This is a genomic window from Streptomyces montanus (assembly GCF_005786655.1).
GTDB classification, from domain to species: Bacteria; Actinomycetota; Actinomycetes; order Streptomycetales; family Streptomycetaceae; genus Streptomyces; species Streptomyces sporangiiformans.
Genome location: NZ_VBZC01000007.1, coordinates 212,745 through 236,243 on the forward strand (window position 1 = coordinate 212,745; position 23,499 = coordinate 236,243).

At 70.2% G+C, this 23,499-nt stretch carries 19 protein-coding genes and 1 pseudogene; 9 read left to right on the forward strand and 11 right to left on the reverse strand.

What is annotated here, in order from left to right; all coding sequences use genetic code 11:
- Positions 1-26: 26 nt before the first annotated feature.
- Positions 27-533: a hypothetical protein gene (locus FE633_RS08535; RefSeq protein ID WP_138044477.1), complete on the reverse strand. Its 507-nt coding sequence runs from the start codon at positions 531-533 to the stop codon at positions 27-29.
- The gene (locus tag FE633_RS08540) at positions 530-2,266 is read right to left on the reverse strand and encodes a PHP domain-containing protein (RefSeq protein WP_138044478.1); all 1,737 of its coding nucleotides are present in this window, start codon (positions 2,264-2,266) and stop codon (positions 530-532) included. The genes FE633_RS08535 and FE633_RS08540 overlap by 4 nt, the downstream gene beginning before the upstream one ends.
- A 224-nt stretch (positions 2,267-2,490) precedes the next feature.
- Here FE633_RS08540 and FE633_RS08545 point away from each other — a divergent pair, with 224 nt between their 5' ends.
- The 5 genes from FE633_RS08545 (at position 2,491) to FE633_RS08565 (ending at position 8,391) form a co-directional block, all read left to right on the forward strand.
- Positions 2,491-3,840: a jacalin-like lectin gene (locus FE633_RS08545; RefSeq protein ID WP_138044479.1), complete on the forward strand. Its 1,350-nt coding sequence runs from the start codon at positions 2,491-2,493 to the stop codon at positions 3,838-3,840.
- A 369-nt stretch (positions 3,841-4,209) separates the two neighbouring features.
- Positions 4,210-5,364, forward strand: coding sequence for a methyltransferase (locus FE633_RS08550; RefSeq protein ID WP_138044480.1), 1,155 nt, complete (start codon positions 4,210-4,212; stop codon positions 5,362-5,364).
- 70 nt (positions 5,365-5,434) lie between these two features.
- The gene (locus FE633_RS08555) at positions 5,435-6,019 is read left to right on the forward strand and encodes a TetR/AcrR family transcriptional regulator (RefSeq protein ID WP_138044481.1); all 585 of its coding nucleotides are present in this window, start codon (positions 5,435-5,437) and stop codon (positions 6,017-6,019) included.
- Between the two features lie 185 nt (positions 6,020-6,204).
- Positions 6,205-7,596 (forward strand): hypothetical protein, encoded by a 1,392-nt coding sequence (locus FE633_RS08560; protein ID WP_138044482.1) that lies wholly within the window; start codon positions 6,205-6,207, stop codon positions 7,594-7,596.
- A 72-nt stretch (positions 7,597-7,668) separates the two neighbouring features.
- Entirely contained in the window at positions 7,669-8,391 is a 723-nt protein-coding gene (locus FE633_RS08565; RefSeq protein ID WP_138044483.1) for a hypothetical protein, read from the forward strand.
- Positions 8,392-8,415: 24 nt separating this feature from the next.
- Here the strand turns inward: FE633_RS08565 and FE633_RS08570 are convergent, their stop codons facing one another.
- Genes FE633_RS08570 through FE633_RS48160 form a run of 3 tightly spaced genes read right to left on the reverse strand, consistent with a single transcriptional unit; the run spans position 8,416 to position 10,041 of the window.
- Complete coding sequence (locus tag FE633_RS08570; protein WP_138044484.1) at positions 8,416-8,838, reverse strand: NUDIX hydrolase; 423 nt, start codon at positions 8,836-8,838, stop codon at positions 8,416-8,418.
- A 55-nt stretch (positions 8,839-8,893) separates the two neighbouring features.
- A complete protein-coding gene (locus FE633_RS08575) occupies positions 8,894-9,673 on the reverse strand; it encodes an isocitrate lyase/PEP mutase family protein (protein ID WP_138044485.1) in 780 nt (259 codons plus the stop codon).
- Positions 9,670-10,041, reverse strand: coding sequence for a hypothetical protein (locus FE633_RS48160; protein ID WP_246113502.1), 372 nt, complete (start codon positions 10,039-10,041; stop codon positions 9,670-9,672). The genes FE633_RS08575 and FE633_RS48160 overlap by 4 nt, the downstream gene beginning before the upstream one ends.
- Before the next feature lie 105 nt (positions 10,042-10,146).
- Between FE633_RS48160 and FE633_RS08590 the strand changes: the two genes are divergently transcribed.
- Positions 10,147-11,553, forward strand: a complete 1,407-nt coding sequence (locus FE633_RS08590) for a hypothetical protein (protein WP_138044486.1) — start codon at positions 10,147-10,149, stop codon at positions 11,551-11,553.
- On the opposite strand, the gene FE633_RS08595 is transcribed toward FE633_RS08590, so the two are convergent.
- Both FE633_RS08595 and FE633_RS08600 read right to left on the reverse strand, forming a co-directional pair.
- On the reverse strand, positions 11,498-13,270 hold the full coding sequence (locus tag FE633_RS08595; RefSeq protein WP_138044487.1) for a DUF2264 domain-containing protein: 1,773 nt from the start codon (positions 13,268-13,270) through the stop codon (positions 11,498-11,500). The two genes, FE633_RS08590 and FE633_RS08595, sit on opposite strands and share 56 nt — an antisense overlap.
- A 131-nt stretch (positions 13,271-13,401) precedes the next feature.
- The gene (locus FE633_RS08600; RefSeq protein ID WP_138044488.1) at positions 13,402-14,538 is read right to left on the reverse strand and encodes a rhamnogalacturonan acetylesterase; all 1,137 of its coding nucleotides are present in this window, start codon (positions 14,536-14,538) and stop codon (positions 13,402-13,404) included.
- A 198-nt stretch (positions 14,539-14,736) separates the two neighbouring features.
- Here FE633_RS08600 and FE633_RS08605 point away from each other — a divergent pair, with 198 nt between their 5' ends.
- Positions 14,737-15,729 carry a polyprenyl synthetase family protein gene (locus tag FE633_RS08605; RefSeq protein WP_246113504.1) on the forward strand — a complete coding sequence of 331 codons (993 nt, stop codon included), beginning with the start codon at positions 14,737-14,739 and terminating at the stop codon, positions 15,727-15,729.
- Between the two features lie 2 nt (positions 15,730-15,731).
- Here FE633_RS08605 and FE633_RS08610 read toward each other — a convergent pair whose 3' ends face one another.
- The 3 genes and pseudogenes from FE633_RS08610 to FE633_RS48170 form a co-directional block, all read right to left on the reverse strand.
- Positions 15,732-17,171 carry an RICIN domain-containing protein gene (locus FE633_RS08610; protein WP_138044490.1) on the reverse strand — a complete coding sequence of 480 codons (1,440 nt, stop codon included), beginning with the start codon at positions 17,169-17,171 and terminating at the stop codon, positions 15,732-15,734.
- Positions 17,172-17,217: 46 nt separating this feature from the next.
- Positions 17,218-17,994, reverse strand: coding sequence for a family 43 glycosylhydrolase (locus FE633_RS48165; RefSeq protein ID WP_281291147.1), 777 nt, complete (start codon positions 17,992-17,994; stop codon positions 17,218-17,220).
- Positions 17,995-18,024: 30 nt separating this feature from the next.
- Positions 18,025-19,119, reverse strand: a pseudogene (locus FE633_RS48170) (glycoside hydrolase family 43 protein); the annotation flags it as partial.
- Positions 19,120-19,391: 272 nt separating this feature from the next.
- On the opposite strand from FE633_RS48170, the gene FE633_RS08620 reads away from it, so the two are divergent.
- A complete protein-coding gene (locus tag FE633_RS08620; RefSeq protein WP_138044518.1) occupies positions 19,392-21,470 on the forward strand; it encodes an autotransporter in 2,079 nt (692 codons plus the stop codon).
- 33 nt (positions 21,471-21,503) lie between these two features.
- On the opposite strand, the gene FE633_RS08625 is transcribed toward FE633_RS08620, so the two are convergent.
- Positions 21,504-22,403, reverse strand: coding sequence for a LysR family transcriptional regulator (locus FE633_RS08625; RefSeq protein ID WP_138044492.1), 900 nt, complete (start codon positions 22,401-22,403; stop codon positions 21,504-21,506).
- Positions 22,404-22,494: 91 nt separating this feature from the next.
- Between FE633_RS08625 and FE633_RS08630 the strand changes: the two genes are divergently transcribed.
- Complete coding sequence (locus tag FE633_RS08630; protein WP_138044493.1) at positions 22,495-23,322, forward strand: oxidoreductase; 828 nt, start codon at positions 22,495-22,497, stop codon at positions 23,320-23,322.
- The last annotated feature ends 177 nt before the right edge of the window (positions 23,323-23,499 follow it).

A 23,499-nucleotide genomic window follows, 5' to 3' on the forward strand; every position in this document is an offset into this window, starting at 1 on the left:
GCACCCCTGTTTTCCTGCTGTCCTGGTCAGTGATCCGCACAGCACGGCGTCGGGTCCGGGACCTCGAAGGGGGCCAGGACGCCTCCCGCGGCGGGCGTGGTGGTCAGGATCAGTTTTCCGGTGTGCCATTGCGGGCGGACGTGATCTCTCGTCAGGACCCGTTGGCCCGGTGGGGGTTCGCCGGGCGAGCCCAGGACCGTGACGTGGTCGATCGCGGAGGCCGAGAGCAGCTCGGCGATCGTCAGGGTGCCGGTCAGGCGCGAGACCCCGGGGTAGAGGACGGCCCGGCCCGCCTCGTCGGGGGTACCGGGCGTCGGCCGGTAGCCCTTCGCCGTGAGGTGCCGCGGTGCCTGTGCCGGCGCCCCCGTGAACGACAGCACGACCCGCGGCCGCTCCCCGTGGACCAGGTGGGTGCAGCCGAACGTGTCCTCCGGTAGGGCGAGTTCGGCTGCCAGGGTCTGGAGAAGGTGGTCCGCCTCGTGGAGGGTCGTCGTCTCGGTGTCGACCCAGAAGGTGTTCCCGACGGTGGTCACGAGGGCAGGACCCACACCGGGTTCGAGTAGAACCACAGGTCGCTCCACGGGTCCGCGTCGCCGACGACGTCGATGGCCGGGCCGGACGGGTCGACCGCCGCGCCCATGAGGCCCGTCGCGGAGCGGTTGCCGTCCGTGCCGCGCAGGCGGACGTACAGCGGACGGTCGACCGGACCGAGGGAGTACGTGAGGCGGACCCGGCCGGTGGACTTGCCGACCTCGTACGACTTCACCACCTTCGCCGTGGGCGCGGTGAAGGTGTCCTTGTCCGAGACCGTGCCTGTGACGTCGCCCCGGATGACGTCGACTCGGGCCAACTGCGGTACGAAGCCCGCCCAGTTGGGGGCGCCCGCGAGGGCGACCTCGACCGTCAGGGTCACCTTCGCGCCCTTCTTGACGTGCAGCGCGCCACCGAGTGTCGCCCACCGGCTGCCGCCCGAGACACGCACGTCGAGGCCGCTGATGAGCTGACCGTGGTCGACCCAGACGCGGCCGGCGCGGATGCCGTCCATGACGGCGGCGTAGGTGAAGCCGTCGGCGCCGACATGGGTGCGGCTGTACTGGCCGGGCCAGTAGTCACCCTCGGTGAGGTCGATCTTGCCGCCGTAAACGGGGTCCGTGTGCTTGCCGTTGGCCAGGTAGTCGCTCTCCGGGCCGCCGCGCTTCGCGGTGTCCGTGTAGACGTTGTGGGAGTCGGAGTTGGCGGTGATCCACCAGGGCTTCCCCTCGGCCAGCAGGCTGTCCCACAGGCCGCCGACGGTGGCGGTCATCCAGTCGAAGCCGCCCCAGGTGCGGTAGCTCTCCAGAGGGTAACCGGCGAAGGAGTTGGCGCCGGGGCTGCCGTCGTACAGACCACGGGCGCGGCCCATGCCGACGGACTTCTCGATGCCGGCGGCCTGGTGGCCGGGCGCGCCCTCCATGCCGACCGCGATCCGGCGGCCCGGGCCCGTGGCGTCGCGCCAGGCACGGATCTCGTGCGGCGAGTCGATGCCCTTGCGCGCGGGGTGGTTGGCGAGCATCAGGATGTCCTTGACCTTGCGCCGCTGGACCTGCTCCGCAAGGAAGTTGAGACCCGCGATGGCGAGGGCCTCGTTGGCGGGCGTCGAGTCCGTGGCCTTCTTCACGCCGCCGTCGTACGACGTCTCGAACTCCTTGAGGACGGCGACCTCGTTCTTGCCGGGGTGGACGAAGACCGTGCCGTGCTCGGCGGCCGGGATGTTCCACTCCAGACCCTGGAAGACGAGCGTGTCCTCGTACGCTTCCCGGGCCTCCCTGATGTCCGGATTGACCTTCTCCACACCGATCTTGGCGTGCGTCTCGTTGCCGTGGTCGGTGATGACCATCCAGTCGAGGCCGTGCCGGGCGCCCTGGCGGACCTGGTCGGAGACGCGGTACTTGCCGTCGTTGCTGTACTGCGTGTGGATGTGGTGGTCACCGGCCAGCCACAGGAAGCCGCCGTTCCTCCGGCGGCCTTCGGAGGCGTACGCGGGGATCGTGGCCCCTTGTGCGAGAACGCTGCCGGCCGCCAGGCCGGCACCGAGCAGACCGGCCCGCCGCAGCATGGAGCGGCGTGAGTGCTGGTCAGGAGTCAGGGCCTCGTCGGGCACGGAGGTGTCGAAGGCGGCGGGGAGATCGGTGGCCTCGTGGTCGGAATGGTGGTGGGGATGCGCATGCCCATGCGCGTGCCCATGACCGTGCCCGTACGCCTGCCCGTGTCCGTGTCCGTGTCCCATGTCGGCCTCCTCAGTCCCGCGGCGCGGCTGCTGCCGCGTGAGGAGACTCCGCGCGAAACATGAACATCGCTCAACAACAGGGTGATCACCGGGCGACCCGGACGCGGCACCTCGTCCCTGCTCTCACTGTTTCCCCAACTGCTCTTGTACGCCACACTGGTTGACCTCGAACCTGAGCACCGTTCACCTTCCCCCCGTTTCCTCCGACTGGAGACGCCCCCACCATGAGAAAACTCGTCGGCACCCTCGTGGCAGGCGCGCTGGCCGCGGCCGGACTCGCCACCGCCGCCACGACCACCGCCACCGCCACGGCTGCGGCACCCACGGCAGCCGCCGCCCCTTCCTCGGGCACCTTCAACGTCCTGACGTACAACGTCGCGGGCCTCCCGGAGGGGCTGAGCTCCGGCAATCCGGAGACCAACACCCCGCTGATCTCCCCGCGTCTCGCGCCGTACGACATCGTCAATGTGCAGGAGGACTTCAACTACCACGCGGCGCTGTACGCAGGCGACAACCACCCGTACCGCACCGCGACCAGCGGCGGGGTCCCCTTCGGCGACGGCCTCAACACCCTCTCGGACCACGCGTTCGACGACTTCGAGCGGGTGAAGTGGAAGAACTGCACCGGCACCAACTGCCTCACCCCGAAGGGCTTCTCGCTGGCCCGGGTCCGGCTCGCCGAGGGCGTCTTCGTGGACCTCTACAACGTGCACACGAACGCGGACACGACGGATGACGCCCTCGCGGCCCGCCGCGCCAACATCGAGCAGCTCTCGGACTTCATCCAGGCGAACTCGGCCGGCAACGCGGTGATCGTCATGGGCGACACCAACACCCGCTACACGCGCACGGGCGACAACATCCGCACGCTGGTCGACGAGAACGGCCTGACCGACCCGTGGGTCAAGCTGGTCCGCGGCGGCAACGCGCCGGCCCAGGGCAGCGACGCGCTCGTCTGCCCCGAGAAGGCCCCGACGAACGACTGCGAGGTGGTGGACAAGGTCCTCTACCGCGGCAGCAACCTGGTGAACCTCACCGCGACCCGCTACAACAACGAGTGGGCGAAATTCCTGGACTCGAAGGGCGGCAACCTCTCCGACCACTTCCCGCACACGGTCGACTTCTCCTGGTCCCTGCCCACGAAGCTCCGCGCAAGCGACTTCTTCGGCGGCCCGCACGGCACGGCCTTCAACGACGCGGACGACCTCCCGTCCACGCTCGCGCCCCGCACGCTCACGCTGCGCGGCGACTCCCGCCTGGACGCGGTGTCCCTGACGCACGACGCCGGTACGCCCCTGACGCACGGCGGTACGGGCGGCACGGCCAAGTCCCTCACCCTCGCCTCCGGCGAACACCTCACGTCGGTCAAGCTCACACGTGGCCAGAAGGACGGCCGGACGCGGATCTTCTCGGCGTCCTTCAGCACCGACAAGTCCCGTACCCTGACGGCCGGTTCGGCCACCTCGGACACCGTGACGTACACGGCCCCGTCCGGCTGGCAGATAGTCGGCTTCACGGGCCGAGCGGGCGCCGAGATCGACAAGCTGGGCGTGCTGTACGCACCGATCGGCTGACCGCGGTCCCATGTACTGACCGCGGCTCAGGTCCGGGCCTCCGCCCAGGCGGTTTCTCGTACGTTCCGGGGCCGGCCGCCGCCGGTCCCGGAACGTCCGGGCGGAGGTCACCCCGCATGTGTGCCAGAAACGGTTTGCTCACCAGGACAGAGCTGTGCGAGCCTTCTGGTTCATCTCACGAACAGGGCTGGTCATGACACTCGGCATGGTTCTCGGCGACTTCTCCTCTCGCGCTTCGACGCGGGAGCAGTAGCCCGGCCTGCCCAGTTACTCCCGCGCGTGCCATGGCACGCGCGGTTTCACGGCTTCTCCCACTCCTCGTCGAAGTGCTCTTCGTGCCCCCGCACGTTCGATCACGAGGAGTACGTCGTGTCCACGATCCACTGGACCGAGACCGATACCGAGTCCCGCACCGTACGATCCGCCCGCTGGCATTCCGAGAGCGCGACACCGCCGCCCGGCCGAGTCGTCGTCGCGGACGACCGGATGAGAGCCGACGCCGCCCACCGCCTGGCCCGCGAGGGCACGGCGCTGTTGTGGCGGGGCGACTTCCACAACGCGCGTCAACTGCTGACAGCGATGGGACGCCGCATCGACCGGAGGACGCCTCGGTCGGGTGGCGGACCCGCCGAGGCCTTCCATCTGCACCGCCGGGCCCGCCACCACCGCGCCCGCGTGCTGGGCAGGCTCCTCGTCGTGCTGGAGGACGATTACTCCCTGCGCCTGCGCAGAGCGCCCGAAGTGCGCCGGGCGTGCACCGAGGCGTACGGTCCGCCGCGCCAAGGCCAAGCGACGGCCGTCTCCCTCAGAGAGCTGCTGGGGGTGATCGGAGCACATCAGTGGCGCCTCAAGGGCGTTGAGGTACCGGCCCTCGGCTCTCGCGTCCATCCGCACTACGGCGTGTTCGCCCCCACCAGAGACGAGTACGTCGACCTGGTCGCCCAAGCACCCCTGCCCGCACCGAAGCGCCGCCACGCCCGTCCCTTTACCGCGTTCGACCTGGGCACGGGGACCGGAGTGCTCGCCGCCGTTCTGGCCCGGCGGGGCTTCGATCACATCGTGGCCACCGACATCAGCACGCGTGCTCTGGACTGTGCCCGCGAAAACGTCCAGCGGCTCGAACTCGCCGCGCGGGTCGAGGTGTTCGGCCCGGCCCTCTATCCCGACGGCCGTGCCGACCTGGTCGTCTGCAACCCGCCCTGGATCCCGGCCCGGCCGGCCTCCGTCCTTGAGTACGGCGTCTACGACGCGGACGGCGCCATGCTCCACGGCTTCCTCGACGGGCTCGCCGCCCATCTCGAACCGGGAGGTGAGGGGTGGCTCATCCTGTCCGACCTGGCCGAGCACCTCGGGCTCAGAACGCGCCGCCAGTTACTGACCGCCGTCGAGACGGCAGGGCTGCGCGTGGTGGACCGGATCGACGCCCGGCCGCGGCACGCACGGGCCGGAGACACCGCCGATCCCCTCCACACGGCCCGCGCCGCGGAGGTCACGTCGTTGTGGCGGCTGGCAGCCCGCCCGTGACCACGGCCGGTCTGTATATTAGGCGGAAACCTAGGACTGTTAGGTTGCAGCTTGCCGGAGGAGACACCCCATGGCCCGAGCAGGGCTCACAGCCGCCCGCGTGGTCGAGGCCGCCGCCGATCTCGCCGACGAGGTCGGGTTCGAGAACGTCACGGTCTCCGCGCTGGCGCGGCAGTTCGGGGTGAAGGACGCGAGTCTGTACTCGCACGTCAAGAACGTGCAGGACCTGCGAACCCGGGTCGCGCTGCTGGCGGGCGGCGAGATGATCGACCGGATCGGGGTCGCCGTGGCCGGCCGGGCCGGAAAGGACGCGCTGGTCGCGTTCGCCAACGCCTACCGGGAGTACGCGCTGGAGCGGCCCGGGCGGTACGCGGCCACGCAGATCCGGGTCGACCCGGCCGTCGTCGCCGAGTCGAGCGTGTTCCGGCGGACCGCCGAGGTGACGTACGGAATGCTGCGCGGCTACGCGCTGTCGGAACCCGATCTCACGGACGCCGTACGCCTGTTGCGCAGCACCTTCCACGGCTACTGCGGCCTGGAGGCCAGTGGCGGCTTCGGCGCCCCCCGCGACGTACAGACGTCCTGGGAACGGGCCCTCGACGCCCTGCACGTACTCCTGGAGCACTGGCCCCGGGAGGAGACGAAGGCTGCCTGACGGACCGAGTTCGGCGGCGCAGCGACTTCGGGGAACACGCGGAGACGTGCGGAGCCCTACGGAAAACCTGCGCAAAGCCGCACGGAGAGGCTGCTTCCGGTCGCCACCCCAGGTGTCCCGCGGACCACTTAGACTGGAAGCTTCGCCAACACCCACGTGTGCCGCCCTGGGGGAGGGAGCGCGCCTTGTCTCAACAGCAGCTGGGACGCGGTCCGTTGAGAACGGATGCGGATTCCGAGCCACCCCCGCCCAGCGGCCCTCGGCCCGCGCGGTTCGTACGGTGGCTGGGCGGCTTCGGCTGCGCGGCCGCCGGTTACGCGGTGTTCCAGTCACTGGTCGGAGTGCTGCCGGACAGCATCGACGGGCAGTCCGCGCGGTACGCGATCGCCGCGGTGAGCGGCCTCGGCACGGCCCTCGCCGCCTGGCTGGCGGCGGCGCTGCTGCGGTCCCGGTCCGGGGAGAACACCCCGGTGGGTACGGGCCGGGTGATCGCCGCCGCCCCGCCGCTGTCGGGGCCCGGCCCGTTCCCCGAGCTGTTCTCGGCGACGTACGCCGCCCTCGCCGAGCACGTCTCCGTGGTCGACGACCCGGACGCCGGGCGGCTCACGGGCTGGCCGCACTCCCTGGGCGAGAGCGCGCAGAGCAGGCCGACGCCCGTCGGCACGGCGTACGGGCTGCACAGCACGCTCGACCTCGGCATGCCCGACGGGCGGCTGAGCACGGGCGACCTGGTCGAGACCCTGTGGCGGCTGCGCCTGCCGGACGGCGGCTGGTCGGCGCGCTCCCAGGGGACCGTGGCCCGCCCGGAGGTGACCGCGCTGGTCCTCGGCGCGCTGGCCCGGGCCGGGGCGGACCCGGCGCGGCTGGCCGCGGAGGTGTCGCACTGCACGTCCGGCTTCACCCTCGAACTCGACCGTACGGGGCGGGAGCTGACGCATGTCGTGACGACCGTGCTGCGCGGGCTGCTGCGCGCCGCGCCCCATGCGGACGTGCTGCCGCTCTTGAGGGACTCACTCGTCGACGGAGCGATCACCGACCCGCGCCGTCAGCACCGCCGCTGCTGGGGCTACCGGCTGGCACCCGTCCACGGCCAGCCGTCCCCGCTGCACACCGCCCTGGCCGTGGTCGCGCTGGACCGGGCGGCCCGTGTCCTGGGCGAGAGCGGCAACGCGCGCGCGGCCCGCGAGGACGGCATCCGCTGGCTCCTCGCCTGCCCGGACGCCCCGCACCACTCCTGCCTCGATCTGTCCAACCTCCGCGAGGAGGTGCGCCGACCGCGCCCCGACGACCCGTCACGCCACGAAGTCCTGAACGTACGGCACTTCACCGCCTCCTGGGTCGCCCGTTCTCTGCTCACCCCCGGCGCCCGCGACATAGCGCGCGAGGACGGCCTGGAGGAGGAGTGGCGGGAGCGGGTGAACGGCGCGGCCACCGCCGTGTGGGCGGCGCAGACGGACGGCGTCTGGACCTGGGTCCGCGACGACACCGGCGAGCTGCGGCGCCCCGTGTGGATGACCTATCAAGGTCTTTCGGCGCTGCGGGCCCATGCCGTATGGATGTACCAACCGCCCGGCTGAGGCGGACGGATGGGCGTCAGCGGCATCGCTGAGGCGGGACACCAGCCGCAGGGCTGAGTGGAGGGAGCGTGCATGGGTGGTCGGCAGGTCCAGGCGGCGCGGCGTCTGCTGGCCGGGACACTGGACGGCGAACTGCCCGAGCACGAGCGGGTGTTGGCGGCCCGAGCGGTCGTCGCCGAACTGGGCTCCCCGGACCGGCTGTTGGAGCTGACCGCCGAGCTCGCCTCCGGTGAGGGCGACCCGGAGGGGTGCGCCCGGCTCTCGTACCGCCATGTCCTCGGCTTCGACAAGCTGCTGCTCATCGACGGCGGACCGCACCACATGCTGCGTGCCCACCTGTGGCACCCCGAGCGTGGCGCCGTGGGCAAGGAGGACATTCACAACCACCGGTCCCCGCTTGCCTCTTATGTCGTACGCGGGCGCCTGACAATGGAGTTGTACGCGCCCCTGCGCGACGGCGGGATCGAGGCGGACCGCTACCAGGAGTCCCTGTCCCACCAGGCCGCCGACTGGCTTCTGGAGCCCACGGGCCCGGCCCGGCTGCACCTGACGCAGGTGGCGGAGTACGCGGCGGGCAGCACGTACGCCCTCCCCGCCGACACCCTGCACCGCGCGTGGAGCGATACGACGGAGCCGACGGTGACGCTCTTCCTGGAGACCGGCAGCGGACGGCGGCGGCACACCGATGTGTTCACGGCGGCAGGACCGCATCCGGGTGCGGTGCCGAAGGTGCCGCTGGAGGTGGCGGAGTATCTGGGCGAGCTCGACGCGTTGGCTGAGCTGCTCCGGAGCTGACGGACCGCGGCGGCCAGATCCCGCTCAGGAGTTCGTGAGTGCCTGCCGCACGATGTCCAGGTTGTACGCGTCGATCTCGACGCTGCTCAGCTCGGCCGGCGTCAGCCAGGCGTACGCCTGGTCGGGCTCGGGCAGCGTGATGTGCAGGGAGAGGGGCTTGACCAGGAAGTTGTCCTGCCAGTTCTTGACCTCGTGGCCCCGGTACTCGCTCACGAACGACGATTCGCCGACCTTGCGGACGACCTCGCCGAGGAGTCCGGTCTCTTCCTTCAGCTCCCGCAGCACCCCGTCTTGGGGACTCTCCCCCGGCTCCAGCTTCCCGCAGGGCACGCCCCAGACCCGGGGCAGGAACCGCTCTGTCTCGCTGCGACGCACCAGCAGCACACGCCCTTGGTGCATCACGACGGCGGCGGCCAGTCGCTTGTCGCCGGGGACGTCCATATCCATGGTTCCTCGGTCCCTTGCCGGTCGGAGTCCAGAGGTTCTTATACCCGCGAAAGCTTCAATCGTACCAGGTTTCCGGCGGCAATCCCGGGCTCAGCGCCTGTACCTCCTCGTACGCCGGGGTGGCGCCCCTCGGCGTCCGGTCGGCCCGGATATCGGCGGCCGTCTCCAGAGCCGCGCCCAGCGCCCGCCGGTACAGCAGCGAGCCGAGGCTGACCCTGCGCACTCCCAGGTCGCCGAGCCGGGTGACCGTGGGGCCGACGGGTGAGTAGAGGATGTTGAGCGGAACGCCGAGGCTCTTCACCAGGGCGGCGATGCGGTTCTCGTCGGTCAGTCCCGGGACGAACACCCCGTCGGCGCCCGCCTGTTGGTACGCGTCGAGGCGACAGGACGTCTCCCGCTCGTCACCGTCGCCCAGCCAGTACGTGTCGGTGCGGGCGTTCACGAAGAGGCCCGGCACGGCGGCCTTCACGGCGACGATCTTCGCGGCGTGCAGTGACGCGGAGCCCAGGCCGTCCTCCAGGTTGATGCCGACGACTCCGACGGCGGCGAGTTCGCGGGCCACCTCGGCGACCTCGCCCAGGTCGTCGCTGAAACCGCCCTCGACGTCGACCGACAGAAGGAACGAACCGTTGCCCAGCGTCAGAGCGAGCGCCAGGGTCGCGTCCCGCGTCGCCGCCGCGCCATCGGGCAGTCCGGCCGCCGCGGCGACTCCCAGGCTGGTCGTGCCGATCGCCTCGAAGCCCCGGGCGGCGAGCGCCACCGCCGAGGCGTGGTCCCAGGCGGTGGGCAGGAGCAGGGGCACGTCCCGGTGATGGAGGTCGGCGAAGGCGGTCATGAGAGGTCGCCCACGGCATCGGCGTAGTACGTGGATTCCGTCAGGTGGAAGTCCGGTTGCGGCCGCTCCCCCACGAGCCTCGCCTCCAACTCGGCGAGGTGGTCGAGGAGATGATCGGCGACCCGGCGGATCGCCTTGTGCGGGGTGTAGATCCGGTCGTCGACGTGGACGGGCTTCCCGTCCCAGGCGGTCCAGGTCGCCGCCAGGGCGAGGACATGGTCGACCATGGCGACGACGGCCTCGGCGGGATCGCGGTCGTCGGTGGCCGGGCTGTCGTCGAGGGCCGGGCCGTCCTCAGTGGCTGGACTGTCCTCAGTGGCTGGACTGTCCTCGGTGGCCTGCGCCGGTTCCTGCGGGGATTCGCTCATGCCGCAACGCTAGAAGCGGAACGCTTCGGTACCGGCCGAAGCGTCCTGCGGGGCGGACTCTTGATCGCGCGGCAACCTCCAGCCCGTCGGCGGCGACTCGGAGGCATGACATCCGCAACACCCACAACAGCTACAACAACGCACCGTCGCCGCAGAGTCGCTCGCAAGCCCGTCGTGGGCTCGCTCGCCGCGGCAGTCGTGCTGGCCGGGGCGTGGTACGCGACCGCCACGGCCACACCCGCGCCGAAGGCAGCAACCACCGGGCTCACCGTCACGAACACCACGGTGAGCCTCGGCGCCAAGTTCCCCTACCTGTCGGCCGGTTACAACAACACCCGCGAGTGGACGCGTACGGCGACGGCCGCGGCGCCCGACGGGACCCTCCGAGTGGCCTGGCCCGCGTCCGACGGCATCCACGTCACGCCGCTCACGAAGGCCGGGAAGCGCTCCGGCGCCGACACGGTCGTCAAGGGCGCCAAGGAGGTCGGCGGTCTGGTCGCGCACAACGACGGCTTCGCGCTGCTGACCCGCGTCTCCGACAGCAACAAGTGGAAGGAGACGACCGCCGCGCTCGTCCGCTACAAGAACGGCAAGCAGGCGTTCCGTACGAAGCTCACGGGCACCTCCTCGCACGACACGGCGCCGCTGCTGGACGGGCAGCTCGGCTGGAACGGCAAGAAGTACGGCGCGTACTTCGTCGTCCACGGCGCGGGCGGTTTCGCCGACGGCCACTTCGGCGACAAGATGGCGTACGTCAGCTCCAAGGGCGCCAAGCAGAGCGGCGGTTGGGGCTGGGGCTGCAGCCACAACGAGGGCATCGCGCTGCGCGCCGAGTCCACCGGTGCCTTCACCTCCCTCTGTTTCGACGACTGGCGTTCGGGCCTGTTCGTGTCGACCGGCATCGGCGCGCCCGACAACGCGCCGGTCGTGCAGCGCGAGCAGTGCTGGGCGGGTTACTGCGGCGGCACGTTCGCGGGCCGCACCGGCGAACTCGTGAAGTCCTCCAGCGGCCGCTACGCCACCGCCTTCGCCTCCCGGGGCGCCGCCTCCGCCGCGAAGAACCCGGACGACGCGAGCGGGCGCGGCTGGACGGTGAAGCCGAAGACGAAGACCCACCAGGTCGCCGTCGCCTTCCTGAAGAACCGCAACACGCCCGCGGGCAAGCCGGTTTACCTCACGAGCACCGCCGGCACCGAGCATGTGAACGTCCATGTCGCCCCGTACGGCAAGGACCGGCTCCTCGTCTCGTGGGAGTCGCTGAAGAACGCCAAGTGCGCGAACGGCACGTGCACGGGCACCTTCACCGGCACGCACCTGCGCCTGATCGACTGGAACGGCAAGTTCAAGACGCCGGACAAGGTCGTCAAGGCACGTATCGCGGGTGACATCGCGGTCCTCGCGGACGGCTCCCTCACCTGGGCGTACGCGCCCGTCACGCCGTCCTACACGACGGCGCTCACCGGGGCTTCACCGACCACCAAGACGCTGCGGATCGCCCGTCTGGAGCGCTGAACCGGAAGCGCGCCTCGGGGCCGTCGATCCAGCGCACGCACACCTCATACGCCCCCTCCACCTCCACGGACACCAGTGCCTGGAGCGGGAGGGGGTCCGGTTCGGCGGTGAGCCGGGCGAGGGCGACGAAGAGGGTGCCCTCGCCCGCTGCCCCCGTGACGCCTGCCACGCCCGCCGCGCCCGCCGCGCCCGCCGGGGCAGATGTGCCCGACAGGCCGAAGACGGGGAGGAGTTCGGCCCGTACCCGCCCCTCCCCCGCCGCCCATCCGGTCACCCGCACCGATGTCCCGGGGGCCGCGCCCGCCACCAGATGGGCACGCACCTCCACCGCGCCACGGGCCACCACCAGGCTGGTGACCCGGGCGCCGTCGCCCGCCTCGTGCCGGGAGGCCACCCAGCCGTCACCGGTTCCCAGCGGTTCGATGGCCGTGCGGCTCGGATTCCCGTCCACCATCACGCTGTTGTCGTACGCCTGCGAGTTGTCGTACGCCTCCGAGGGCGCCGTCACCGTCGAGTACGCCAGCCGTGTGTAGTACGGGTCGTAACGGACGTCCTCGCTGCCGTGGTTGTGGAGGCGGACCAGGCCGTCGGACGACGTGGACTGCAGCAGCCAGTTGGGCGCGGGGACGGAGGTGACCGCGTCCGACCGCTCCGCCGGGCCCGGTTCCTCGGCCGCCGTCCACACCTCGTCGCCGGCGGGCAGGAGCAGGCCCAGGAAGCCCTTGCTCGCCCAGTACGGGGAGGCCGGGCCCGAGTAGCCCTGCAGGACGGACGCGTCGGGGCCGTGCCAGCCGGGAGTGAGGAGCCCCTGGTCGTTCACGGCTCCCCGGTCGAGGAAGTAGCGCAGGGCTCCGGAGGCCAGGCGGCGCGTCTCACCCGGCGGCAGTGGCGTACGGCCCGTCAGGGCGCCCAGCCACAGCGGCACGGTCGTCGCGAAGCGGTAGGTGAGCGAGCGGCCCTGGTGCATCGGCGCGCCGTCGGCGCCGAACAGACGGGCGTAGTCGGCGAGATGCGTCTCCAGGCGGCCGCCGTACAGGTCGAGCAGTCCCGGGTCGTCCGCGAGCCAGGCGTGCAGCACCGGATACAGGTGCATCGCCCAGCCGTTGTAGTAGTCGAACTTGCGGCCGTCGCCGTCGGTGTACCAGCCGTCGCCGACGTACCACTGCTCGATGCGGTCCAGCCCCCGCTCGACCGCCGCCCGCGACGCCTCGGCCTCGTACCCGATCTCCTCCAGGAAGCCCCCGACCGTGACCGGGAACAGCTCCCAGTTGCAGGGCCAGGCTTCGGCGGTGAGGGCGTCGCCGAGCCAGGCCGTGGCCCGTTGCCGTACGGCGTCGTCGAGGCGGTCCCACAGCAGGGGGCGGGTCAGGCGCAGGGCGAGCGCGATCGAGGCGGCCTCGACGAGGGGCTGGCTGCGGTCCTCGATACGCGGCCAGACACCGGCGGTGCCGGCCGCGAGCCCGTCGGCGTACCGCTCCAGGGCCTTCTCGTCGCGGCGGAAGGCCGCCAGCATGAGCGTACGGGCGTATCCCTCCAGGCCGTCCGAGAGCCGGCCCGACCAGCTCTCTCGGTCGCCGGGCAGGTGGTAGAGGGCGCGGTCCTCGGTCGCGAAGGGCTCCACGGCCGCGAGCAGGGAGTCGGCCGCTGCCTCCCAGTGTGCGCGGGTGTAGCCGGTGTACGGACTGAGGGCGCGGTCCTCGGGAACGCCAGCGGGCATGGGTCGGGCTTCCTGTCTCGCTCGGGTCGTGCGGTTCTTCTCGTTCGGTTCCAACGCTGTTTCTTGCTCGGGTCGTACGGGTGGGTACCTGGGGCGCCCCGGTTCCGGTCGGAACGCCCCAGGAGCTCGGGTTACCTCGTCAGGCCCTTGGGGACCAGGCGCTGGGCGATGAGCTCGTCGCGGACGAGGTCCGCGTAGGCGGTCGCGCCCCGCACGGAGGTGTGGGTGTTGTCCCGCTTCTCGTTGTAGAGATAGAGCGCCTTGGAGCCCTCCACGCCGAGTGACTCCACCAGGGCCTTGGTCTTGGCGGTCAGGTCGATGAGCGGTACGTCGTGCGTCTCGGCGACCGAGCGGGTGACCGCGGGGTGGTCGACACCGAGGCCGTTCACCAGCAGGGCCGTGCCGTTGTTGAGGGTGCCGTCGGCGTTGAACCAGCGGCGGACGATGGGCGTGACCAGCACGGGCCGACCGCCCTTGTCGCGTACGCCGGCGACGAGCGTTTCCAGGTTCGCGCGGTACGTCGCCTCGTCGGTCTGCTTGTCGTTGTGGGCGAGCTGGATGAGGACCAGGTCGCCCTTGCGGATCAGCGGCTGGACGGTCGCGAAGAGCGCCGGGTTGGCGAGGTAGCTGACCGTACTCTCGCCGGAATCCGCGTAGTTGGCGACCGACAGGCCCTTGCGGAGGTACTGGGGCAGCTGCTGGCCCCAGCCGGAGTACGGGTCGCCGGGCTGGTCGCACACGGTGGAGTCGCCGACGAGGAAGATCTGGCGGGTGTGCGGGGCCGGGGTGACGCGGATGTCGGCGAGGGCGGGGGCCGAGCCGCCGAGGACGAGGTCGAGGCCGGCCGTGCCGGCGGGGCCGGTGGGCTCGCCCTCGGGGGTGCGGACGTTCACGGTGAAGCTGCGGGCCGCCCGCTCCCCCGCCACCGTGGCTGTCTCGGGGAGGATCGTCCGGCGGGTCTCGCCGCTGATGCCGGTGCTCGCGGCGGTGTCGCCGCCGAGCAGGACGCTTACGTCGTATGTGCCGGGCGCGACGTCGAAGTGACAGGCCGTCTGAGTGCAGTTCTGGAGGCCCGTCCCACGGCCGTACCCCTGCCCCTGCGCCTGCCCCTGCCCCTGCGCCTGCCCCTGCGCCTGCCACTGCCCCTCCGTCTGTGCCGGGGCGGCCGCCAGGGCGGGGGTGGCGGACAGGACCGCGGCGACGGTGACCGCGGCGGACACGGCGATGCGGACACGTCTGGTGCGGCTCGTACGTCTCGCACGCCTCATGGGCGGCTCCTCCTCAGGACGTCAGGACCTGGCGGCTTGGACCGTACCCCGCGATGGCAAGCGCTTTCTAGAGTACGGCCGGAATCTTGACCCTCACACACCACGAGAAAACCGGCCATGGCCGGAAATCGCTCTGGATACTCCGCAATTCGGAATGATCAAATCGTTACACGCACATCCCGGCACAAAGGAGACAAGGTGAATTCCACCTCCTACCTGGACCTGTATGAAACTTTCTCCGTCGACATCGAGACGGAGATGGAAGGCGGCATCGAGCGACTCGGCCCCTCGTACGACGCGGTCAAGAACGCGATGGCCGAACTCCTGCGGCATCAGAAGTTCAAGTACCCCCTGCAAGTACTGCCGCTCCTGGTGCACGGAGTCGAGACGGGCAACCCCAAACCCGCCGTCCCTTTGTCCGCGATACATGTGCTGTGGTGGACTTCGGCGTGTTATCTCGACGACCTGGCGGACGGGCAGGGTGCCGGGACTTCCCGCGCCCTCGGCGAGAACGAGGCGCTGCTCGCCGCCGTCATCAGCGGGAACGCGCTTCCCCTTCACATCATTCAGTCACAACCGGTTCCCGAGTCCGTGCACAACGCTCTGACGGCCGAGCTGGTGAAATGCTGGATCGCCGGCACCGAAGGGCAGTTGAGCGACTTGCGCGGCGATGCCCGGGGCGCCACGCGGAACTCGGTGGTCACGACCTACCGCGGCAAGTCCGGCGCACCCTTCGGCATGATCACGGCGATGGGTGCGATTTTGGCCGGCGCGGAGAGTGAACGAATAGAGCTGTGGCGGGAGTTCGGCTATGTCTTCGGCGTCCTGTGGCAGATGTTCAACGATCAGGAAGACATCCTTTCCGGCCGCAATGAGGATCTGCGGAACGGCACAGTAACGTTTCTCCTCGCATGCGCCATCGAGCAGGCATGCATGCACTCGTCCCCCCACTCCAGCGAGGAACTCCTGGACCTGCACTCCGCCTCGAGGAAATGCGAACAGGCACGATCGGAACTCGCGACAGCACTTCTCGCGCCTTCCGTGCTGCACCGGTTCCAGGAGGACCTGGACAGGTTTCGCGAGGACGCCCTGCGCATCCTGGGCAAACTGGGCGGCGACGAGAACTTCCTGCCGGTGCTGCGCCGCCTGGTGGAGGAGTCGGCCGAGCTGCTCCTCCACCGGGCGGATTGACGTCAACTGGCCCGGCTCCACTGCTGGTTGGTGGCTCCGTTGCAGGTGTACGTGATGATCGCGGCGGAGTCGGCGGTCGACGCGCCGCTCACGTCGAGGCACTCGCCGCTGGCGCGGGACTTCACCGTCACATAGCCGCCGGACGTGGTCACCGACCACTGCTGGGTGGTGGCCGTGGAGCAGTTCTGCTGTGTCACGTCCGAGGCGTTCTCCCGCAGGCAGAGGGAGCTGTGACGGGCCATCAGCTGGACGTATCCGTTGCCGAGGTCCTTGGCCCAGAACCGCTGGTTGCCGCCACCGTTGCAGGTGTACTGCTTGAGTACGGCACCTTCGAGGATCGACTGACTGGTGACGTCCGCGCACTTGCCGCTGTGCCGGGCGGTCAGCGTCTGGTACGGGCCGCCCTGCCCGGTGACGGTACCGGCGGCCGTGTCGATGGTGACCTCCGAATACCAGGACATGGACATCGTGGTGGAGGTCGGGAAGGTCAGCGGCAGCCAGACGTACCGCGAGTCGTTGACCGTCCCGCCGAAGGAGTTGCCCCAGCGGTCGCCCATGTAGAGGTACGAGGTGCCCGAACTCCCCTGTACGGGAAGGACGTACGCGGTCTGTGAGCCGTATGCCGTCGAGTCACCGATGTTCTTCATGGCCGTCCAGGGACCGGCGGGCGAGGTGGCCGTCGCGTACTGCTGCTGGTTGGGGTTCCAGCCGGTGGCGCCCGACGTCAGCATGAAGTACACGCCGCCCCGCTTGAAGAGGGCCGGTGCCTCGCGGTGGCCGCCGTGCCAGGGGTCGGCGACCAAGGCGGCGATGCCGGTGTAGTCGCTGGTCAGCCGGTAGATGTGCAGGTCGTAGTTCTCACGGGCGGCGGACACCATGTAGCCCGTGCCGTCCGTGTCGACGAACACCGTGATGTCGCGGGACATGTGCTGGCCCAGCGGGCGGAAGCTGCCCCGCCAGGAGTAGTTGCCGTCGACGGTGTCGGAGACGGCGACGGCGGCGCGCGCCTCGCTGTAGTCGACGCCGTTCTCCTTGTGCATCCACATCACGAACTTGCCGGTGGCGGCGTTGTACATGACCTTGGGCCGCTCGATGTTGGCGGTCGCCAGCTCCGGGTCGGTGGCCTCGGTCAGGACGTGGTTGCGGAACTCCCAGTTCTTCAGGTCGGTGGAGCGGTAGGCGTCCACGTACCGGAAGGTGTTGTCGGAGTTCCGGTTCTCGCCGAACCAGTAGTAGTACGAGCCGACCTTGATGACCCCGCCGCCGTGCGCGTGTACGGGGTTGCCGCCCACGTCGGTGAACTGCGTTCCGTTCGTGATGGTCTGGGGTGCCGCCTGGGCCGGTCCCGCGGTCGCCAGTGCTCCGGCGAACGCACAGCACAGGGCGAGCAGGATCGCATAGGCACGTCTCGCATAGGCACGTCTCGCGTAGGCACGTCTCATCGCGCTGCCTCCTTGGGGGCGGTCGAACGCTTGGCTTGAGCGCGGCTCACACGTGCTCCCTGAGCACGGTGACGTTGTGGACGACACCCGAGAGTCCCGGCAGTTGCTGGACCGGCGTCCAGGTGCGCAGTCCGTCGAGGCTGTCGCTGAAGTAGTACTTGCGGTCGGTGAAGCCGTCGAAGTAGATCCGCCAGCCGCCGTTGTCGAGACGGACGAGTGCCTGGCCCTGGCGCCAGCGTCCCCAGTCGGCCCAGTCGTCCGTGCCGGTGAACCCGTACGGCCCGTCGAGCCGGTCGGCGACCGCGTGTTCCACGTAGTTCGTCATCTGGTTCTTGGCGAAGGCGTGGTACCGGCCGCGGAACCGGACGACGAACGTGTCGATGTAATTGGCCTGGTCGAGCCCGGTCAGGGGCCTGGGGACGGACCAGTTGAGCAGTCTCCGGTCGGTGGCGGTCAGCAGGTGCGGCCGGAAGACCTGGTTGTTCTCGGTGTCGAGCGAGACGACGACGTGCACGCTGCCGTCCCGGTCGACGAACCACTCCGGCGCCCAGGTGCGCGCGAGCCCCGGCGTGGACAGGGTCTGCGTACCGGCGAAACGCCACGTCACCCGGTCCTCACTCCGGGCGAAACCGATGGTGTTCCCGGTGAAGTTCGTGGTGTGCACGAGCCAGTAGGAGCCGTCAGAGTGCTTCATGATGCTCGGGTCGCGGAGCAGTCCACCGGGCGGGGTGTAGGCCGGTCCCTTCAGCAGGCTGTACGTGTACGCGTCCTCGGACTCGTACACGTACAGGTCGGTGTTGCTGCTGCCAGTGAACGCGGTCATCGTGTACCGGCTCTTCTTGTCCGGCCGGACCGGGGTGTCGGCGACCGGGATGCCGAAGTCCGGTGTGCCGTCCGGATTCCAGCCGAGCTTCTGGATGCGGGTGTGGCGGTTGGGGTCGTTCAGGGGGTCGCCGACGATCTCCTTGTACTGGCGTGCGTGGTAGACGAGGACGTCGGTACGGCCGTCCTCGGCGACCGTGAAGCTGTTGTGCCCGGGTCCGTACTGCTTGGTGGTGTCGTTGCTGGTGAAGACGGGGGTCGGCGACTTGGACCAGTTCGCGGGGTCCATGAGGTCGCTGTCGGCGTCGGCGGTCAGCAGGCCGAGGCAGTAGTGGTAGTCGGTGGCGCTCGCCGAGTACGACATGAAGACGCGGCCGTTGCGTTCGATGACCGACGGGCCCTCGTTGACCTTGAAGCCGATGATCTCCCAGTCGAGCTCCGGGGTGGTGAGCCGCACCTGGGGTCCCGTCAGCGTCCACGGGTTGGCCATCTTCGAGAGCCAGACCGCGGTGTTGTTGTCCATACCGGGCTCGTGCTGGGCCCAGGCGAGATAGCGGGTGCCCCGGTGGGTGAAGGTGGTCGCGTCGAGGGAGAAGGTCTCCCAGGCCGTCTTCAGCTGGCCCTTCTCCGTCCAGGTCCCTTCGAAGGGATTGCGGCTCGCGTTCTCCAGGACCCAGATGCGGATGGCCCATATGTCGTTCGCGGGCGCGGCGGCGAAGTAGACGTACCACTTGCCGTCGATGTGATGGATCTCCGGCGCCCAGATGTGCGCGCCCATGTCACCGCTCGTGTGCTTCTTCCAGATGACGGACTCGTCCGCCGTCGAAAGTCCGCGCAGGGTGCGCGAGCGGCGCAGGATGATCCGGTCGTACTCGGGGGCCGTGGCCGTGAAGTAGTAGTAGCCGTCGGTGTGGCGGTGGATGTGCGGGTCGGCGCGGTTGCGGACGAGTGGATTGACGTACGAGGCGGTCGGGCCGGCGGCGTCCGCGACGTCTGCGTCGTCTGCGTCGTCTTCAGTGGCGGCCTGCGCGACTGACGGTACGGAGGTGAGGGCGCCCGCGGCCAGGGCCCCCTTCAGGACGAGTCTGCGGCTCGGGACCTCGGGGCTGTTGTCGTCGCGGCTCATGTCGTCGGCTCCTCATCTCGAAGCGCAGCACCTGGTGGCCCGTGCGTGCGTCCCCACCCGCTGGCGATCCGGTATTTCGAACGGCATCTGTCATTCCGAACGCGGAAACGGTAAGGGTGTGTTACAGGGAGGTCAACGGGTCGGGAGTGTCGAAAACGACGAACACTTTCGGAGCAAGTTTTTGTTATCGGCTCCCCGGCACGCCCGTCTCCACGGACGTGAACGACAACATCCGCGTACGGGCGGCAGGGGCAGGCGCGGCACTGGCCGTGATGGCGACCGTGGTCCTCGCACCGGGGGCGGCAGCGGCGCCCTCCGGCGCCGACGACGTCACCGCGGCGGTCCTCGACGGCCGCGATGTGACACTCGACGGCGACACGGTGGTGACCGTGCCGACCGGGACGACGACGTACAACGGAGTGTTCCGGGGCGAGGGCACCCTCACCGTGCGCGGCTCCGGCACCCTGATCCTGACCAGGGACAGCGACTTCACGCTGCCCAGGGCACAGCAGCGGCAGAAGGTCAGCACACCGGGTGGCAACCACCCGTACACGGTGGTCAACAACCCGGACCCGCCAGCGATCACGGTCGAGCGCGGGGCCACCCTTCAGTACGGGAACGGCGGCACCACCGGTCTGCTCGGTCACTTCCCGTACAACACGCCCGGATACCGGCTCAACCAGAACAACATCCGCGTCGACGGCACCCTGCGCCTGTCTCTGAAGAGCGCCTACAACCTCGGCACGATCAGCGGCTCGGGGCTCATCACGCAGCCGCGGTTCCTGTGGGGCATGTGGGACCTGTCGGGCACCCACTCTTTCTCGGGAGCGATCGACAACGGGACACAGCTGAACGCGGGGAAGTCCGAGTATCCGGTCGCTCTGCCGAACGTCCGCAAGGTCCTCAACCAGGGCACCTGGACCGTCGACACTCCCCTGGGCCAGACGACCACCATGCCGATGGACTTCTACCAACGGGAGTACGGCAGCGACATCAACGTGCAGTCGCGGCCGGGCAGCAAGGTGGTGCTGACCGGCCAGTACAGCTGGTCGAACCAGGGCGGGGACACCAACCCCTCGCTCAGTGACCCGGCGCTGAACTGGCGGCCCGCGACGAAGAACGTCAACAAGCGCGGCACCAACATCAAGGGCGCCAACGTCGAGTGGGGCAACGGCACCACGAGCAAGATCTTCATGCCGGGCACCGCCGAAACCGTCTACATCAACCTGCTGGCGGCCAGGTCCCGTTCGCTGCTCACCTTCAACTACAACGGGCCGGTGACGCTGGGCGCACCCATCGGCGGCGGCAGGTTCCACGACACGCTGTCCGCGCCCGGCGCCGGGGACATCGTCATCAAGGGCACGAAGGGCAACGACGTCACCTTCGCCGCCGTCCAGTACTACAACGGCTCGACGACCGTCCAGAAGGGCGCCGTGCTGCGGCTGGGCAGCGGAAAGCCGGGCGGTGACGGCGGGCTGTACACCAAGGGCGACCTCTACAAGGTGGTCAACGACGGCTCCCTGGTGCTCCGCAACACGGCCAAGCCGATCTCGCTGTCCAAGATCAGCGGCCGCGGGTCCCTCACGCAGTCCGGTGCCGCCACGGCGACCCTGACGGGCGGCGCGGTGACGTACACGGGCACGACGACCGTCACCAAGGGCACGCTCAGGCTCGACGGGACAACTCTGGCGCGCAGCAGGGCGATCCGGCTCACGACGGCGGGCGCTCGGCTCGACGTGCGCGGGGCGAGCGGGCAGGCGCTGAACCTGACCTCGTCGCTGTCCGGCAAGGGCAAGGTCGTCGGGTCCGTGACCAGTACGGGGAAGGTCACCGGCGGCGTGACCGTGACCGGGGACTACACGCAGCGCGCCGGCGGTGAACTGGCCGTACGGGACCGGGCGTTGAAGGTCGGGGGCAAGGTCCGGCTGGGCGGAGAACTCGAAGTCGACCCGAAGGCCTCGAGGGCATCCGGGTCCTCGAAGTCCCCGGAAGAGATCACGCTTGTCAACCACACCGGCAAGACGAAGACGACCGGCACCTTCAAGGGCCTGAAGGAAGGCGCGAAGGTCAAGGTGGGCAAGACCAAGTACCGGATCGGCTACCGCGGCGGCGACGGCAACGACGTGGTGCTGACCGCCTCCACCGCGAGCCCTTCCGCGGCCGACCGCGCCGCCGCCCAGCCCTCCGGTGACGCCCCGAAGTCCGCCGCCACCGAGAACGCGAGCAGCGAGAGTTCCTTCCCCCTCGCCTGGTGGGCGGCCGCGGCGGCACTGGGCTGCCTGGCCGCGCTGGCGATCCCGATGGCCCGGCGCCGGCGTGCGCGACGCGGCGGTGGCCGGCACGCGGCATGAACCTTCGTGGATTCGTGGACGGCCCGGTGACGTTCAGCGGGCGACGCTCGACACCTTCCGGGCCGCGCGCAGACAGGCGAGCACCAGGGGGCGATCGTCGTCGACGCGGGCGGCGAGCGCCAGCCTGCTGGGCGACAGACCGTGGACGGGGCGGGTGGTGACACCGTCCAGGCTGATCAGGGGCGCGTTCCCGACCGCGACAAGGCAGACGCCACGGCCGTCCACCAGCGCTTCGTACGTCTCGTCCGTGCCGGCGATCTCCGCTCCGATACGAGGCGGACGGCCGGCTCGTTCGTCGAGGGCGAGCCAGTAGTCGCGCAGGACGCCCGCGCTCCTCGGCAGGGCGAGGAACGGTTCGTCCAGCAGTTCGGCGAAATCGAAGGACTCGCGGGCCGCCAGGGGGTGTGTCTCCGCGAGGGCGACCAGGCGCGGTTCCTCGGCGACCACGACGTAGGTGTAGCGGTCGGGGTCGGGGACCGGCAGCCAGATGAAGGCCACGTCGACGGTGCCGTCCGCGAGTCCGGCGGTCGGGTCGTCCCAGCCGATCTGCCGCAGCCGCAGGGTGGCTTCGGGGTGGGCTTCCGTGAACCTGGAGCGAATGGCCGGGAGCAGGCCGCCGCGCGCGGGGCTGGTGCTCATACCGACGAGGAGCACGGCGGCCTGCTCGGTCTTCGCACGCTCGGCCGCGTCCAGGGCCACCTCCCAGGCGGCGAGGACCTGCCGGGCGTGCGGCAGCAGAGCGGTGCCCACCGGCGTGAGCCGCACGCCCTGCCGGTCACGCTCGAACAGCGGCGCCCCCAACTGCCGCTCCAGCGCCCTGACCTGCTTGCTCAGGGCGGGCTGCGACACATACAACCGCTCTGCGGCCCGCGTGAAGTGCAGCTCCTCGGCGACCGCGACGAAGTACCTCAGATCTCTGCCATGGACATCCATAGCCAACGGCTATCACGACAGATCTTGGACGGGCGACTGGATTCGCGGCCAGGCTTGACGACACCGGGAGTCGACGAGCGAGGAGCTTGAGATGAACAAGGTGTGGCTGGTGACCGGGGCGAACAGCGGCTTCGGACGGGCGATCACCGAGGCGGCGGTCGCGGCGGGGGACGTGGTGGTGGCCACGGCGCGCCGTCCGGCCACGCTGGGCGATCTGGTCGCGGAGCATCCCGACCAGATCGAGGCGCTGGCCCTGGACGTCACCGACGCGGCGGGGATCGAGGCGGCCGTGCGGGACGTGGTGGAGCGCCACGGGCGGATCGATGTGCTGGTCAACAACGCGGGGCGCAGTCATGTCGGGGCCTTCGAGGAGACCACGGACACCGAGCTGCGTGACCTCTTCGACGTGCACGTGTTCGGGCCCGCCACGCTGGTCCGCGCCGTACTGCCGCACATGCGCGACCGCCGTTCCGGCGCGATCGTGCAGCTCAGCAGCATGGGCGGGCAGTTGTCGTTCGCCGGGTTCGCGGCATACAGCGGTACGAAGTTCGCCCTTGAGGGTATGTCGGAGGCGCTGGCGGACGAGGTCCGGCCGTACGGCATCAAGGTACTGATCGTCGAGCCGGGCTCCTTCCGCACCGGCCTGTTCGGCAACATCAGCGCCAGCGCGGAACTCGACGCGTACGCGGAGACGGTCGGCGCGACCCGCCGCATGGTCGCCGCCGGCGACGGCACCCAGCCGGGCGACCCGGCGAAGGCCGCCGCCGCGATCCTCGCCGCCCTGGATGCCGAGCAGACGCCGCTGCGCCTGCCGCTCGGCGACGACGCCGTCGACGCCGTGGTGGGCCACCTGGACGCGGTCCGCGCGGAGATCACCACGTGGGAGAAGGTCACCCGGGCGACGACGTTCGACGCCTGAGCCCTCCGGTGGTCGGAGGGGCTCGCCTGCGGTTGGTGGGTGGGTCGGGGGCGTGTGCCGGTGCCTCCGGCGGTTGGGCGGGGGCGCCTGCGGTTGGTGGGTGGGTCGGGGGCGTGTGCCGGTGCCTCCGGCGGTTGGGCGGGGGCGCGTGCGGTTGGTGGGTGGGTCGGGGGCGGG

Bases quoted from the DNA above. Each gene is read 5' to 3' on its own strand.
- FE633_RS08590 (WP_138044486.1), top strand. From the start codon at position 10,147: ATGACATCCGCAACACCCACAACAGCTACAACAACGCACCGTCGCCGC.
- FE633_RS08620 (WP_138044518.1), top strand. From the start codon at position 19,392: ATGGCGACCGTGGTCCTCGCACCGGGGGCGGCAGCGGCGCCCTCCGGC.
- FE633_RS48160 (WP_246113502.1), bottom strand. From the start codon at position 10,041: ATGAGCGAATCCCCGCAGGAACCGGCGCAGGCCACCGAGGACAGTCCA.
- FE633_RS08540 (WP_138044478.1), bottom strand. From the start codon at position 2,266: ATGGGACACGGACACGGACACGGGCAGGCGTACGGGCACGGTCATGGG.
- FE633_RS08565 (WP_138044483.1), top strand. From the start codon at position 7,669: ATGGGTGGTCGGCAGGTCCAGGCGGCGCGGCGTCTGCTGGCCGGGACA.
- FE633_RS08610 (WP_138044490.1), bottom strand. From the start codon at position 17,171: ATGAGACGTGCCTACGCGAGACGTGCCTATGCGAGACGTGCCTATGCG.
- FE633_RS08570 (WP_138044484.1), bottom strand. From the start codon at position 8,838: ATGGATATGGACGTCCCCGGCGACAAGCGACTGGCCGCCGCCGTCGTG.
- FE633_RS08555 (WP_138044481.1), top strand. From the start codon at position 5,435: ATGGCCCGAGCAGGGCTCACAGCCGCCCGCGTGGTCGAGGCCGCCGCC.
- FE633_RS48165 (WP_281291147.1), bottom strand. From the start codon at position 17,994: ATGACCGCGTTCACTGGCAGCAGCAACACCGACCTGTACGTGTACGAG.
- FE633_RS08600 (WP_138044488.1), bottom strand. From the start codon at position 14,538: ATGAGGCGTGCGAGACGTACGAGCCGCACCAGACGTGTCCGCATCGCC.
- FE633_RS08545 (WP_138044479.1), top strand. From the start codon at position 2,491: ATGAGAAAACTCGTCGGCACCCTCGTGGCAGGCGCGCTGGCCGCGGCC.
- FE633_RS08595 (WP_138044487.1), bottom strand. From the start codon at position 13,270: ATGCCCGCTGGCGTTCCCGAGGACCGCGCCCTCAGTCCGTACACCGGC.
- FE633_RS08575 (WP_138044485.1), bottom strand. From the start codon at position 9,673: ATGACCGCCTTCGCCGACCTCCATCACCGGGACGTGCCCCTGCTCCTG.
- FE633_RS08630 (WP_138044493.1), top strand. From the start codon at position 22,495: ATGAACAAGGTGTGGCTGGTGACCGGGGCGAACAGCGGCTTCGGACGG.
- FE633_RS08625 (WP_138044492.1), bottom strand. From the start codon at position 22,403: ATGGATGTCCATGGCAGAGATCTGAGGTACTTCGTCGCGGTCGCCGAG.